This is a genomic window from Rhizobium sp. BT03 (assembly GCF_030053155.1).
Lineage (GTDB): Bacteria > Pseudomonadota > Alphaproteobacteria > Rhizobiales > Rhizobiaceae > Rhizobium.
Genome location: NZ_CP125640.1, coordinates 3,976,298 through 3,990,065, shown reverse-complemented (window position 1 = coordinate 3,990,065; position 13,768 = coordinate 3,976,298). Strand labels below are relative to the sequence as shown.

Sequence of the window (13,768 nt, the reverse complement as noted above, 5' to 3'; positions counted from 1 at the left end):
CAAGGATTGAGGTAGGGCTTCGCCACCGGCGATGCAAGCGCTTTGCATCGGATCGGCTTGCCGGACCGGGCCGCGAAAGCGCCATCACGAACAATGGACTTGACCGTCCGGGATCGCAGCGGCATGTTCCGCGCAACCAAACAGGTGGGAAAACCTTGCCGACAGCAGCCAATCTCCTTGCCATCATGCCTTTCCCGGACATCGATCCGATCGCCTTTTCGATCGGCCCGCTGGCGATTCACTGGTACGGTCTCGCTTACGTCGCCGGCATCCTGCTCGGCTGGGCCTATGCGCGCCGCCTCGCCGCCAATGACAGTCTCTGGCCCGGCAACGTCTCGCCGATGTCTAGGACGCAGCTCGACGATTTCATCGTCTGGGCGGCCCTCGGCGTCGTCCTCGGCGGCCGTCTCGGCTATATTTTCTTCTATGATCTCCCTGCCGTCCTGCGCAGTCCCGTGCGTGCGCTCGAGATCTGGAACGGCGGCATGTCCTTCCATGGCGGCCTGACCGGCACGACGATCGCCATGATCGTCTTTGCCCGCCGCAACGGCATTCCGATCTGGAGCCTGTTCGACATCGTCGCCACCGTCGTTCCCTTCGGGCTGTTCTTCGGCCGCATCGCCAATTTCATCAATGGCGAACTCTGGGGCCGGCTGACCGACATGCCCTGGGCCGTGGTTTTCCCGACCGGCGGCCCCTTTGCCCGCCACCCGAGCCAGCTTTACGAAGCCGGCCTCGAAGGCATAGTTCTGCTCCTGGTGCTGGCCGGCCTGGTTTACGGCATGCGGGCGCTGAAGAGCCCCGGCTTCATCACCGGCGTCTTCGTCTGCGGTTATGCGCTGTCGCGCATCTTCGTCGAATTCTTCCGCGAGCCTGACGCCCAGCTCGGTTATCTCCTCGGCACGAGCTGGCTGACCATGGGCATGGTGCTCTCCTCCCCGATGATCCTGCTCGGCCTCTGGGCAATGCTCAGGGCCCGCCGCCAGGCTGCGCTGCAGCTCTGAAAACGGCAGGACGCGCGACATGACCACCGCTCTAGGCGAAAAGATCAAGGCGATCATCCAGGCCAACGGCCCGATCAGCGTCACCGATTATTTCTCGCTCTGCCTGGCCGATCCCGAACATGGCTATTACCGCACCCGCGAGCCCTTCGGTCGGTCCGGCGATTTCGTCACCGCGCCCGAAGTCAGCCAGATTTTCGGCGAAATGATCGGCGTCTTCATCGTCCATGCCTGGCAGCGCCACGGCACGCCGGCGGGCGTCCGCCTCGTCGAGATCGGCCCCGGCCGCGGCACGATGATGGCGGATATGCTGCGCGTCATCTCCCGCATCGCCCCGCCGCTCCTGGAGGCGATGACCGTGCATCTCGTCGAAACCAGCGAGCGCCTGCGCGACGTCCAGAGCCAGACACTCGAGGCTTACGGCGAGAAGATCACCTGGCACGACGGCTTCGACGAAATCCCGCCAGGCTTCACGCTGATAGCCGCCAACGAATTGTTCGACGCCATCCCGATCCGTCAGTTCGTCCGCATGCCGACGGGTTTCCGCGAGCGCATGATCGGCATTGATGCCAATGGCGAGCTGACCTTCGCCGCCGGCGTCGCCGGCCTTGATCCGGCACTTCTGCCCGAACCGGCGCAGAACCTGCCGCTCGGCACGCTCTTCGAGATCTCGCCTGCCCGCCAGGCGGTGATGATGGCGATCTGCGAGCGGCTGCGCGCCTTCGGCGGAACGGCGCTCGCGATCGATTACGGCCATCTCGTCACCGGCTTCGGCGATACGCTGCAGGCCGTGCGCATGCATGAATTCGACCCGCCGCTCGCCCATCCCGGGGAAGCCGATCTGACGAGCCATGTCGACTTCCAGCAGCTCGCCGAAACAGCGCTTGCGGCCGGCGTCCATCTGAACGGCGCCCTGCATCAGGGTGATTTTCTGACCGGCCTCGGCATCCTCGAACGTGCCGCCGCCCTCGGCCAGGATCGCGAGCCGCAAACCCAGCAGGTCATTCAAACGGCAGTCGAACGGCTCGCCGGCGCTGGTGAAGGCCGGATGGGCGAGCTCTTCAAGGCGATGGCGGTCTCTCATCCCGCAGTCGACCTCATGCCCTTTCGCCCGGTGGATTGACAGGGCGCACGCGGCTGGTTCAACATCCGCGCGACCAAGAACTTGAAGCGCGCCGCCGAGCGATGCGCTTGGGATAAGAACAAACCTCTTAAAAAACCCCGGAATCACAGATGCAGGACGCGGCCCCTCCCGCACCGATCGAAAGCGCGCTGCTGAACGAAGCAGCGGGCGGCACTATCCGCCACGGTTATTTCACCCGCGCCGGCGGCGTTTCCGAAGGGCTGTATCGTGGCCTCAATGTCGGCCTCGGCTCCAGCGACGAACGTGACAAGGTCCTGGAAAACCGCCGCCGGGTCGCCGCCTGGTTCGGCCTGCCGGTCGAGCGGCTGGCGACGGTGCATCAGGTGCACTCCCCGGATGTGGTGACGATCGATGCCGATTACGACGGCGCCCGCCCCGAGGCGGATGCGATGGTCACGCGCACCCCCGGCATCGTGCTTGGCGTGCTTGCCGCCGATTGCGGCCCGATCCTCTTCGCCGACCCGGACAATCGCGTCGTCGGCGCCGCCCATGCCGGCTGGAAGGGCGCGCTGACGGGCGTGCTCGAAAACACCATTGCCGCCATGGAGGCGCTGGGGGCGGACCGCGCACGCATTGTCGCCTGCCTCGGCCCCTCGATCAGCCAGGCAAGCTATGAGGTCGGCCCTGAGTTCGTCGAGCGCTTCATCGCCGAGAACCCGGATTACCGTCGTTTCTTCGCGCCTTCGGCAACATCAGGCCACGCCATGTTCGATCTGCCGGCATTGACCGTCGACCGGCTGACGAAGGCCGGCGTGCGGGCAGAAAGCCTCGGCCTCTGCACCTATCCGGACAGCGAGCGCTTCTTTTCCTACCGCAGGACGACACATCGCAAGGAGCCGGACTACGGCCGCCAGATTTCCGCGATCTCAATCAGGGAGACTTGAGCAGAATGGCACTGCACTTCGAAAAGGCAGAATTCGCAAGCCGGCTTGCGCGCCTCACCGAGAAGATGAAGGAAGAAAAGCTCGACGCCCTGCTGCTCTTCGCCCAGGAAAGCATGTACTGGCTGACCGGCTACGACACTTTCGGCTACTGCTTCTTCCAGACGCTGATCGTCAAGAGCGACGGCACCATGGCCCTGCTTACCCGCTCGGCCGATCTTCGCCAGGCCAGGCACACCTCGATCCTCGAGGACATCCATATCTGGGTCGACCGGGTCAATGCCGATCCGACGCTCGACCTGAAGAACCTGCTGGTCGAAATGGATCTGCTCGGCGCCCGCATCGGTGTCGAATATGATACGCACGGTATGACCGGCCGTATCTCCCGGCTGCTCGACGCGCAGTTGACCACCTTCGGCCAGATCGTCGACGCATCCTATCTCGTCAGTCGGCTGCGCCTCGTCAAAAGCCCGACCGAGGTCGCCTATGTCGAACGCGCCGCCCTTCTCGCCGACGACGCGCTCGACGCCGCGATCCGGCTGACGAAGCCCGGCGCCGACGAGGCCGAGATCCTCGCCGCCATGCAGGGCGCGATCTTTTCCGGCGGCGGCGACTATCCCGCCAACGAGTTCATCATCGGCTCCGGCGCCGATGCCCTGCTCTGCCGCTACAAGGCCGGCCGCCGCAAACTCGACGCCAGCGACCAGCTGACGCTCGAATGGGCCGGCACTTACGCGCATTACCATGCCGCCATGATGCGCACGGTCGTCATCGGCGAGCCGATGCAACGCCACCGTGAACTCTATAATGCCTGCCGCGAAACCATCGAGGCGATCGAGACCGTCCTGAAGCCCGGCCACAGCTTCGGCGACGTCTTCGACATGCATGCCAAGATCATGGACGAGCGCGGCCTCGCCCGCCACCGGCTGAATGCCTGCGGTTATTCGCTCGGCGCCCGCTTCTCGCCCTCCTGGATGGAGCACCAGATGTTCCATGTCGGCAATCCGCAGCCGATCGAGCCGAACATGTCGCTGTTCGTGCACATGATCATCGCCGATTCCGACACCGGCACGGCGATGACGCTCGGCCAGACCTATCTGACGACGGCGGATGCGCCGCGCGCGCTGTCCCGCCATCCGCTCGATTTCATCGGTCTTTGACCGATGAGAATCCGGAATTGACAGACGCCCGCCCCCGCCCGCATAAATTCGGACGGGGCTGATGCGATTGTGGGAAGGACGGATCAAGGGATGACGCGAGCTGCGATTGTGCCCACGCTCCTGGTCGTCACGGCTCTGCTGACTGCCTGCAATACCACCGATGCGCTGACGCCGCAGGTCGATATCGGCGATTCCTCCGCACGCGCGTCATCGAGCCCGGTGACGCAGGGCGAGGCTGAGCGTCTGGCGGGCTCCCGCCAGCGGGTCTTCGCCCAAAGCTCCCAGCCGCGCGGCTACCATCCAGCTTACGATCAGTCGCAGCAGGCCTATCGGCCCGGCACCGGCGCACCGCCGACGACGATGCAGGAGCAGGCGGACGCCCTGTCGAGGAACAGTTCCTCGCCGGCCGCCTCCGCCCCGATCGAGGAACAATCGCTGCCGCCGCCGGCTGCCGGCGGTGCGCCTCCCGCACAGTCGGCTCAGCCGGTCGAGACGCAACAGCCGCAACAGACCGCCGCCCTCCCCGGTTCCTCCTCTGCCCGCAGCAACACCGTGCGTTTCTTGCCGATCATCGGCGCGCCGGTGCAGGCGGTGACCCCGCTCTCGCGCCAGCTCGGTGCCGAGGCGCGTGCGCACGGCCTTTCCATCAAGAGCTCGACCGACGCCAGCAGCGATTACATTCTCAAAGGTTACCTCTCCGCCTTCAGCGACGACGGCAAGGTCACCGTGGTCTATGTCTGGGACGTGCTCGACAGCGCCGGCGGCCGCCTGCACCGCATCCAGGGGCAGGAAAGCGTGCCGGCGGCCGCGGCCGACCCCTGGGCGGGCGTTCCCGCCTCGGTGATGCAGCAGATCGGCTCGAAAACCATCGCGGAATTCTCCTCCTGGCGGCAGGCGCGGGGCGGTTAGTCACAAACTTTTCGCAAATATGAAAGCCTGTGGCGCCTTTGCCCTTGCATTCACGGGGAAGCTGGCTAAAAAGCGCGGCTATCAGCGCATAACGGGCGGACCAAAATGAAGGTTTTCGCAGGCAATTCGAACCGGCAACTCGCCGAAGCGATCTGCACCTATCTCAACGTTCCCTTGGGGAGAGCCAGTGTTCGAAGATTTGCCGATCAGGAAATCTTCGTGGAAATCCAGGAAAATGTGCGCGGCGAGGATGTTTTCCTCGTGCAGCCCACCGCCTTCCCTGCCAACGACCACCTGATGGAACTGCTGATCATGATCGACGCGATGCGTCGTTCCTCAGCCCGCCGCATCACCGCCGTGCTTCCCTATTTCGGCTATGCGCGTCAGGACCGTCGCGCCTCAGGCCGCACGCCGATCTCCGCCAAGCTGGTCGCGAACCTCATTACCGAAGCCGGCGCCGACCGCGTCATGACGCTCGATCTCCATGCCGGGCAGATCCAGGGCTTCTTCGATATACCCACGGACAATCTCTTCGCTCTGCCCGTACTGACGCGCGACATCAAGAGCCATTACGACCTCAGCAACGTCATGGTCGTCTCGCCCGATGTCGGCGGCGTGGTTCGCGCCCGTGCGCTTGCCAAGCGGCTGGACTGTCTTCTGGCCATCGTCGACAAGCGTCGCGATCGGCCGGGTGAATCCGAAGTGATGAACATCATCGGCGACATCACCGGCAAGGACTGCCTGCTGATCGACGACATCGTCGATTCCGGCGGCACGCTCTGCAACGCAGCCGACGCGATGCTCGCCAAGGGCGCAGCCAGCGTCACTGCCTATATCACCCACGGCGTCCTCTCCGGCGGCGCGGTCACCCGCGTCACCTCCTCGAAGCTGCGCGAACTCGTCATTACGGATTCGATCCAGCCGACCACGGCCGTGCTCTCGGCACACAATATCCGCATCGTGACGACGGCGCCGCTGATCGGCGAAGCCATCAGCCGAACCGCCCAGGAAGAGTCGGTCTCCAGCCTCTTCGATTAAAAAGAGCCGGCATTCGACCGGCTCTTTCAATTTCTGCATCAGATGGACCTGGCTGTTACCGGGCATGCTCACTGAGCAGTATGAATTAGCCCAGAATAAACCGCCGTTCCGATCATTCCGCGAAGCTTGTCACGTAAGCCGCAAGAAGCCGGCACAAGGCCGGCTTCATTTGTTTCCTATCCCGATTGATAACGCTCAAGGCTGCTGCGGCGGCGCAGGCACCGCATCCTGGCCCTGATCCGGTTCCGGCTCCTGGTCTGTCTCCAGCCCCTGATCTTGATCCGGAGCGTCCGGCCCCTTGACCACCTGTCCGTTGACGGCGACCGCGCCGTCGCGGCTGATGCTGATATCCCAGCGCGAGCGGCCATCCGCATCGGTCTTGGCGAAGCCCTTCACCATCATGATGCCGAAGGAGACCTGGTTGAGATCGGGATCCGTCTTGGCAAGCTCCTGAACCGCGGCGATCGTCTTGTCGAGATCGCGGGCAAGGATGGTTGCCTCCATCGAATAGTCCTTCTCGGTGTCGACCCGTCCTTCGATCTTGCCGGTCACGTCGACGTCATAGACCTCAGACTTGGCGCTGATCTTCGGAAACTCGACGGCGAGGCGGCCGTCGCGGAAGAGCTTTTTCGCCATCTCGTCGCTGCTCTGCTCCGGCGCCTGGGCGTTGAAATCCATCGCCATCAAGGCGTCGCCGAAGGTGGCGAAATCCAGATTCGGCATGGCCAGCTGCAGCTCGAAGCTGGTCGGCAGGAACGGCGAATAGTTTGCCGGCATCAGCGGGCTGTCGAAGCTGATGTCCTGCGCATTCATGCCGAAGCCGAAACGCATGGCGTCGCTCGGCCCGTCCACAGCCACGTTGTAACCGAACGCCTTGACGCCGCCATTGCCCATCTGGCTGCTGACGGTCAGATTGTTGAGCCCGATCGTCTCGCTGAACGAGGCAAGGAGCGGGAACGCGTCCTTGAACATTCCCTTGATCTTGTCGCTGTTTTCGGGGCTCAACTCCTTCTCGTCGAGATGGTCGAGGACGAAAAGGACTATCTCGCGGATCTGCTTGGCCGGCAGGCCGTTCACCTTGGCGTCGAAATCGATCGAGTCGGCACGGATTTCAATGGGCGGCATCTGCAGGCCGGAAACCTGCTCGACGAAGGTCGACATCGAGCCGCTGCCCGCAAAATCGATACGCCCGTTGCCGCCGGCGCTGTCGGTCGAACTCAGCTTCTGGTCCATCCCGGCGATGCTGGCATGGACTTCCTCCATGTCGGACTTGCTGCTGACTTTGATGTCCTTGGCGGTGAAGGTGCCGGAGCGAAGGTAGCTGATCGCCGGGTCGAAGACGCCGGTGTAACCAAGCGAAGCGATGGAATAGGCGAAATCCGTCGGTTTCTCGTCGGGGCCCTTGAAATGGCCGGAGACGTTGAGCTTGTTGTCACCCTCGATGTTCCAGAGCCCGCTGTCGAGTGGCGTGGCGAACGTCGAGAACGGCGTCAGCCCGTTGATCGCGAATTTCGCCGGATCGACCTTGGCAAGCAGTTTCGCCAGATCGTAGATGATCTCGTAGCGCGTGCCTGCCGGATTGACACTGATGAAGCCGCTCTTTGCCATATCCTCGGGCAGCAGCTTCGTCAGAGTGTCTTTGACCGCATTGGCGCCATCCTGGTTGATCTCGACGCTTTGAGCCGTGGTGGCAAGGCAAAGTGCCAGCAAGCTCGTTGCCGTGACAAGTTTAAGACGCATAGTCCGATTTCTCCTCAGCCCCTTTTTGAATGCGGCATCCAAAAAGGGGAAGCGCGCCGATGTCAACCTCGGCCGGAGCGGGAACTGCTGAATTTTGCCGCTTGCGGGACCGGGGATACGATCGCCTCGATGTCGAGTGCGGTTTCGGCTTGCCAAAGCACGTATTTCACCGGAAAACAGCCTGAATCCGCAACTTGCCTTTCCGATCGACATATAATATAGGCCACCGGTCCGTGTAGACACCCTTGGAGGCAACGCGGATGAGGATGGGGAAACCCGCCTCCGGTTCGACGGAACAAGGCTTCTGCCCGCCGCCGAACTCTCCAAATAACCTCGAAAGGAATAGCCATGAGCCAGGAAACTTACGAGCTCAAGGCCGAGGCGCGCGAACGGGTTGGTAAGGGGTCCGCCCGTGAACTTCGCCGCAACGGTTTGATTCCCGCTGTCATCTATGGTGACAAGCAGGCCCCCATTGCCATCGCTCTCAACACCAATGAGGTGACGAAGCGTATTCATGCCGGTGGTTTCATGACCACCGTGGCGACGATCGAAGTCGACGGCAAGAAGTACAAGGTTCTGCCGAAGGACTACCAGCTCGATCCGGTCCGTGACTTCACGATGCATGTCGATTTCCTGCGCGTTTCCGGCAACACCCAGGTGACCGTCGAAATCCCGGTTCACTTCATCAACGAAGAGAAGTCCCAGGGCCTCAAGGTCGGCGGCGTTCTCAACATCGTTCGCCATGAAGTCGAAGTTCATTGCCCGGCCGATGCGATCCCCGAATTCTTCAACGTTGACCTCAGCGGCAAGAAGATCGGCGACAGCATCCATATTTCGGAAGTCACCCTTCCGAAGGGCGTCACGACGGTCATCGACCGCGACTTCACGATCGCGACCATCATCGCTCCGGCTGCCGGCGTCGACGAGAGCGCCGCGGAAGGCGAAGCCGAAGCCTGATCGCTTCGACCAATTTGTAAAGCATACGGCCCGCTTTCCCGTGAACTGCCCCTGAAAGGTTGTCGTCCAACTTTCAGCAGCCAGTTCACTGGGAAGGCGGGCTTTTCATTGCCCGGCAAGCCCCTGTTTCAGCAACATTTAACGTATTCGTGAAAGCATGCTTCGTCAGCTGCGAAGAAGCCCGTCTTAACGCGCGACAGCAGATAGGGTCGGCCTGGGGGGAGAAGACGGAACCATGAACAATTCCGTTGAGAACAGATTTTTTGGAATTGTTTGCGGAGCGCTGCTCGTTTTTGTCGCTCCTCTCTTTGTTCTCTTCCTTTTCCTTTCCTCGGAACGGGCCGACAAGGAAATACGCGATCATATTTCCGTTCTTCTGGTCGCCAATGCCCAGGCGCTGGCAAAGCCGCTCTGGGATCTCGATGAGGAGAGCGTCACCCAGATCAGCGCGACGGTCGTTTCCCAGGGCGCCATCGTCAAGGTCGAAGTGCGCGACCAGTCGGGCCAGCTCGACGTCAGCCAATCCACCATCCCGCGCTCCTTCGACGGCAAGCTCGTTCAGGTGTCGCGCGCCATTATCTACAATACCGTCGACGGCCCGAAGAATCTCGGCAGCATCAGCGTTTATTATCCCGCACTCGGCTTGTTTTCCGGCCTCAAGCAGGAAGAGGTCGTCTTCATCTCGATCTTCATCTTCGCCGTGCTGACCGTTTTCGGGACGGCGCTGATCGGCAACCGTTTCTTCGTCATCCAGCCGTTGATGCGGCTGATAGCAGCGATCGAGGCAACCCGGCAGCTCGGCTCTCGCCATCATGTCGACTGGCAGTCGAACGATGAGATGGGACGGCTTGCCCGCAGCTTCAACGAGATGCAGACCAAGCTTGAAAGCGAGGAAAAGGAGCTGAAGTTCGCTCACCGCCGCGCCACCGACATCTATAATCTGACGCCTGCCATGCTCTTCTCGCTCGACGAGGAAGACCGCATCACCGCCGTCAGCGATTACTGGCTGCTTACCACCGGTTATAACCGCGCCGCCGTCATCGGCCGCAACTTCGCCGATCTCGTCACATCGACCACCCGCGACAAATTCGTCAGGCGCCGCCAGGCCGAAAGCGGCATGACCGTCACCGTCAAATTCGTTTGCCTGGACGGCCGCACCATGGACGTCCTCATCATGGAATCGGAGGCTGAAGCCGGCGCGCCCGACCGCCTCTCGCTCTCGGTCATGACCGATGTGACCGAACTCAAGGCCTCCGAGGACCGCAACCACCGCCAGGCGATCACCGATCACCTGACCGGGCTGCTCAACCGCCAGGGCTTCGAAGCCGTCCTCGACAACAAGATCGCCGCCGCCGACGCGGCCGGCCAGGAACTCGCCTGCCTCTTCGTCGATCTCGATCGCTTCAAGTGGATCAACGACAATATGGGCCATGCCGCCGGCGACATGGCGCTGATCGAGCTCGTCGAGCGACTGAAGATCTATCTCGCTCCCTCCGACGAGGCCGCCCGTCTCGGCGGCGACGAATTTGCTATCCTGCTGCCGGCGAAGGACGCCGAAAAACGCGCCCGGATGATGTGCGAGCAGATCGCCTCGATCTTCGATACGCCCTTCGCCCCCGACATGCATCTGAGTGCCTCCGTCGGCATCGCCATCTATCCGCACCATGCCGCAACCGCGGCCGAGCTGCTGCAGAAATCCGACCTGGCGATGTATGCCAAGAAACGCGACGGCAAGAACGGCGCCCAGCTCTTCGACAACGCCATGCTCGACCGTGCCCGCAGCCGGGCCGAGATCGAGGCCAATATCGAAGCCGGCCTCGCCGACAACTGGTTCGAAGCCTTCCTGCAGCCGATCGTCAATCTGAACGGCCGCGGTGTCGCCGGTTTCGAAGCGCTGATGCGCCTCAACCACCCGCAGAAGGGCTTGATGCCGCCGGCCGAGATCATCAGCGTCGCCGAAGAGACGGCAAAGATCGTCCGCGTCGGCAATGTCATCATGGAGAAGGCGATCGCCAACCTCGCGAAGATTTCCCGCATATCGGGCATGGAGAATACCTATCTCGCCATCAACTTCTCGCCGCTGCAATTCGAGCCCGCACTGCCGGCCCGTCTCGCCGCCATTGTCGGTCGTCATGGCATCCGCCCGGAACGCATCGTCGTCGAGATCACCGAAGCCGTGCTGATGCACGACAACCCGCAGATCCGCATGATCGTCACCGAGCTTCGCCGTTTCGGCTGCCGTATCGCGCTCGACGATTTCGGCACCGGCTATTCGTCGCTGAGCTACCTCAACCGCTTCCCTGTCGACATCATCAAGATCGACCAGTCCTTCACCCGCGCGATCAACGATGGCGACGACGACGTGCGCCAGAAGAGCCGCATGCTGATCGAAGGCATTACCACGCTCTCTCACAAGATGAACTGTACCGTCATCGCCGAAGGCATCGAAACCGAAGAGGAATGCCGCACGCTCCATCAGATGGGGCTTGATTACGGCCAGGGCTACCTCTTCCACCGTCCGCAGCACGCAGCCGTACTCATCGAGGAACTGATGGCCTCGCAATCGGCCGTCGCGCGCGCCTCATGAACAAAGGAGATGAGATGATGAAAAAGCTCCTGCTTCTCGCATGCCTGGCGCTGCCCTGCGCCGCCCATGCGCAGACGGTAACCTTCACGACCGAGGATTATGCCCCCTTCAACTATCGCGACGGCAAGGAGATCAAGGGCGCGACCGTCGAGCAGGTCGAAAAGGTGATGGCCGCGATCGGCGTCGACTACACGATCGAGATCATGCCCTGGGCGCGCGCATTCAGCCTTGCCCGCACGGTGCCGATGACCTGCGTCTTTGTGACGGCCCACAACAGTGCCCGCGACCCGCTGTTCAAATGGGTCGAACCGCTGCTAATGGACCGCAACATCCTGATTACCCGCAAGGGCTCAGGCGTCACCGCCGGCAATCTGGACGAGGCGAAGAAATATACGGTTGGCACCCAGCGCGAGGATTATACCGAGACGATCCTGAAGGAGAAGGGATTCACCAAGCTCGATGTCGCCAGCGACTTCAACGCGACATTGCGCAAGCTGCTAAGTGGGCGCATCGACATGATGCCGATCTCCGAACTCTATTTCGACAAGCTGAAGGCCGACCAGCCGGTGGAGATCGTGACCGTGCTCTCCGCCCAGCCTATGAGCATCGCCTGCGAGAAGAGCTTTCCGGACGACCTGCTCGCCAAGATGCAGGCTGCCCTCGACAAGCTGATCGCCGATGGCGACCAGAAAAAGATCTTCTTGAAATACGGCATGAACCTTTCGGAATGACGCGGCCGGCGGGCTTGCCCTTTCCGCTTGACTTTGCTCCCGTTTCCGGGTGGTGAACGTGGGAAAAGCTTAAGTGAGGACGACAGGCCATGCTGATCATCGCGGGTCTCGGCAATCCCGGCGGCAAATACGCCGGCAACCGCCACAATATCGGCTTCATGGCCGTCGACGCCATTCATCGGCGCCACAGCTTCTCCCCCTGGTCGAAGAAATTCAGGGCCGAGATTGCCGAAGGCGAACTCGGCGGCGAGAAGGTGCTGCTGATCAAGCCGCAGACATTCATGAACCTCTCCGGCGAGGCCGTCGGCGAGGCGATGCGCTTTTACAAGCTCCAGCCCGGCGATCTTGTCGCAATCTATGATGAGCTCGACCTTCCCGCGGGCAAGGCCCGGCTGAAGACCGGCGGCGGCCACGGCGGCCACAACGGCATCAAGTCGCTGGACGCCCATTGCGGCAAGGAATACCGGCGGCTGCGCCTCGGCATCGGCCATCCCGGCATCAGGGAAATGGTGCAGAACCACGTGCTCGGCGATTTCGCCAAGGCCGACAGGGCCTGGCTGGAGCCGCTTCTCGAGACGCTTGCCGACAACGCCGACATGCTGGTGCGAAACGAGGATTCGCAGCTGATGAACAAGATCGCGCTGGCGCTCGGCGGCAAGGCCGAAGAGGAGAAGCCGCGGAAGGACAGTAAGACGACCGAAAAGAAGCCGGCCGGCCAGTCGCATATCCACCAGGCCCGCAATCACAATCAGCCGAAGGTGCTGGCCACCGGCCCGATGGCCGATATTCTGAAGAAGATGTTCGGTAACAAAGGGGAATGAGGCCGGTGCCGGATCAGAATTTCGCCATCCGCCCCGCTGCCTCCGTCGACCTCCCCAAGCTGACCACACTCTACCAGCATTTAAACCCGGCCGATCCGGTTCTCGATAAGGCCACGGCCGAGGAGCTGTTCTCCACCATCCTCGCCCAGCCAGGCATGACCGTCTTCATCGGCTTTGCCGGTAATGTCGCCGCCGCCACCGCCACGCTGATCGTCGTGCCCAACCTGACGCGGAACGGCGCTTCCTATGCGCTCATCGAAAACGTCGTCACCCACGCCGATCACCGCCAGCGCGGTTATGCCGGCGCCGTCATCGGCCATGCGGTGACCGAGGCATGGAAGGCCGGCTGCTACAAGGTGATGCTGCTCACCGGCTCGACGAACCCGGCGACGCATCGCTTCTACGAGAATTGCGGCTTCATGCGGGATAAGACCGGATATCAGATCCGCCGGCGCTGAACCCGAGTTATTCCTCCGGCTCGGTCGTGAACATCAGCGGAAAGCCCATCTCCTTGGCAAGGTCGATGCCTTCCTTGGCCTTGGTCTCGGCAATGTCCCTGGCGCAGACCACCACCACGCAGGAGCCGAGCTTGTGCGCCGTCATCATCACCCGGTAGCCGGTCTCCTCGCTCATGCGGAAGACGGACTTCAGGATCAAGATGACGAAGTCGCGCGGGGTATAATCGTCATTGACGAGGATGACCTTGTAGAGCTTCGGCTTGTCGAGCTTCGGCTTCACCTTGGTCTTCGGTTTCAGGGCAACGTCATTGTCACTCATCGGAAAATCCACCCATTGATGA

Annotated in this window: 13 protein-coding genes; 11 read left to right on the top strand and 2 right to left on the bottom strand. The window is 62.1% G+C overall.

The window, feature by feature from the left end:
- The first annotated feature begins 155 nt into the window (after positions 1–155).
- The 6 genes from lgt to QMO80_RS19345 all read left to right on the top strand — a co-directional run bounded on the left by lgt (position 156) and on the right by QMO80_RS19345 (position 6,133).
- Positions 156–1,004 carry a prolipoprotein diacylglyceryl transferase gene (lgt, locus tag QMO80_RS19370; RefSeq protein WP_283197951.1) on the top strand — a complete coding sequence of 283 codons (849 nt, stop codon included), beginning with the start codon at positions 156–158 and terminating at the stop codon, positions 1,002–1,004.
- A gap of 19 nt (positions 1,005–1,023) precedes the next feature.
- Positions 1,024–2,124: a class I SAM-dependent methyltransferase gene (locus QMO80_RS19365; RefSeq protein ID WP_283197950.1), complete on the top strand. Its 1,101-nt coding sequence runs from the start codon at positions 1,024–1,026 to the stop codon at positions 2,122–2,124.
- Between the two features lie 110 nt (positions 2,125–2,234).
- Positions 2,235–3,029 (top strand): peptidoglycan editing factor PgeF, encoded by a 795-nt coding sequence (gene pgeF / locus QMO80_RS19360; protein ID WP_283197949.1) that lies wholly within the window; start codon positions 2,235–2,237, stop codon positions 3,027–3,029.
- Between the two features lie 5 nt (positions 3,030–3,034).
- Positions 3,035–4,186: a Xaa-Pro peptidase family protein gene (locus QMO80_RS19355; RefSeq protein ID WP_283197948.1), complete on the top strand. Its 1,152-nt coding sequence runs from the start codon at positions 3,035–3,037 to the stop codon at positions 4,184–4,186.
- A gap of 90 nt (positions 4,187–4,276) precedes the next feature.
- Positions 4,277–5,095: a hypothetical protein gene (locus QMO80_RS19350; protein WP_283197947.1), complete on the top strand. Its 819-nt coding sequence runs from the start codon at positions 4,277–4,279 to the stop codon at positions 5,093–5,095.
- 105 nt (positions 5,096–5,200) lie between these two features.
- A complete protein-coding gene (locus QMO80_RS19345) occupies positions 5,201–6,133 on the top strand; it encodes a ribose-phosphate pyrophosphokinase (RefSeq protein ID WP_003593082.1) in 933 nt (310 codons plus the stop codon).
- 195 nt (positions 6,134–6,328) lie between these two features.
- Here the strand turns inward: QMO80_RS19345 and QMO80_RS19340 are convergent, their stop codons facing one another.
- Positions 6,329–7,873 carry a hypothetical protein gene (locus QMO80_RS19340; protein WP_283197946.1) on the bottom strand — a complete coding sequence of 515 codons (1,545 nt, stop codon included), beginning with the start codon at positions 7,871–7,873 and terminating at the stop codon, positions 6,329–6,331.
- Positions 7,874–8,221: 348 nt separating this feature from the next.
- Here QMO80_RS19340 and QMO80_RS19335 point away from each other — a divergent pair, with 348 nt between their 5' ends.
- The 5 genes from QMO80_RS19335 (at position 8,222) to QMO80_RS19315 (ending at position 13,427) form a co-directional block, all read left to right on the top strand.
- A complete protein-coding gene (locus QMO80_RS19335) occupies positions 8,222–8,830 on the top strand; it encodes a 50S ribosomal protein L25/general stress protein Ctc (protein ID WP_049736194.1) in 609 nt (202 codons plus the stop codon).
- 235 nt (positions 8,831–9,065) lie between these two features.
- Positions 9,066–11,417 (top strand): EAL domain-containing protein, encoded by a 2,352-nt coding sequence (locus tag QMO80_RS19330; protein WP_283197945.1) that lies wholly within the window; start codon positions 9,066–9,068, stop codon positions 11,415–11,417.
- Positions 11,418–11,434: 17 nt separating this feature from the next.
- Positions 11,435–12,148 carry an ABC transporter substrate-binding protein gene (locus tag QMO80_RS19325; RefSeq protein ID WP_283200233.1) on the top strand — a complete coding sequence of 238 codons (714 nt, stop codon included), beginning with the start codon at positions 11,435–11,437 and terminating at the stop codon, positions 12,146–12,148.
- 89 nt (positions 12,149–12,237) lie between these two features.
- A complete protein-coding gene (pth, locus tag QMO80_RS19320; RefSeq protein ID WP_283197944.1) occupies positions 12,238–12,969 on the top strand; it encodes an aminoacyl-tRNA hydrolase in 732 nt (243 codons plus the stop codon).
- Positions 12,966–13,427, top strand: coding sequence for a GNAT family N-acetyltransferase (locus tag QMO80_RS19315; protein ID WP_283197943.1), 462 nt, complete (start codon positions 12,966–12,968; stop codon positions 13,425–13,427). Before pth ends, QMO80_RS19315 begins: the two co-directional genes overlap by 4 nt.
- A gap of 7 nt (positions 13,428–13,434) precedes the next feature.
- Here QMO80_RS19315 and clpS read toward each other — a convergent pair whose 3' ends face one another.
- Positions 13,435–13,746 (bottom strand): ATP-dependent Clp protease adapter ClpS, encoded by a 312-nt coding sequence (clpS, locus tag QMO80_RS19310; RefSeq protein WP_283197942.1) that lies wholly within the window; start codon positions 13,744–13,746, stop codon positions 13,435–13,437.
- Positions 13,747–13,768 lie beyond the last annotated feature (22 nt).

Coding starts and splice junctions, on each gene's coding strand:
- QMO80_RS19365 (WP_283197950.1), top strand. CDS start 1,024: ATGACCACCGCTCTAGGCGAAAAGATCAAGGCGATCATCCAGGCCAAC.
- pgeF (WP_283197949.1), top strand. CDS start 2,235: ATGCAGGACGCGGCCCCTCCCGCACCGATCGAAAGCGCGCTGCTGAAC.
- QMO80_RS19355 (WP_283197948.1), top strand. CDS start 3,035: ATGGCACTGCACTTCGAAAAGGCAGAATTCGCAAGCCGGCTTGCGCGC.
- QMO80_RS19350 (WP_283197947.1), top strand. CDS start 4,277: ATGACGCGAGCTGCGATTGTGCCCACGCTCCTGGTCGTCACGGCTCTG.
- QMO80_RS19345 (WP_003593082.1), top strand. CDS start 5,201: ATGAAGGTTTTCGCAGGCAATTCGAACCGGCAACTCGCCGAAGCGATC.
- QMO80_RS19340 (WP_283197946.1), bottom strand. CDS start 7,873: ATGCGTCTTAAACTTGTCACGGCAACGAGCTTGCTGGCACTTTGCCTT.
- QMO80_RS19335 (WP_049736194.1), top strand. CDS start 8,222: ATGAGCCAGGAAACTTACGAGCTCAAGGCCGAGGCGCGCGAACGGGTT.
- QMO80_RS19330 (WP_283197945.1), top strand. CDS start 9,066: ATGAACAATTCCGTTGAGAACAGATTTTTTGGAATTGTTTGCGGAGCG.
- QMO80_RS19325 (WP_283200233.1), top strand. CDS start 11,435: ATGAAAAAGCTCCTGCTTCTCGCATGCCTGGCGCTGCCCTGCGCCGCC.
- pth (WP_283197944.1), top strand. CDS start 12,238: ATGCTGATCATCGCGGGTCTCGGCAATCCCGGCGGCAAATACGCCGGC.
- QMO80_RS19315 (WP_283197943.1), top strand. CDS start 12,966: ATGAGGCCGGTGCCGGATCAGAATTTCGCCATCCGCCCCGCTGCCTCC.
- clpS (WP_283197942.1), bottom strand. CDS start 13,746: ATGAGTGACAATGACGTTGCCCTGAAACCGAAGACCAAGGTGAAGCCG.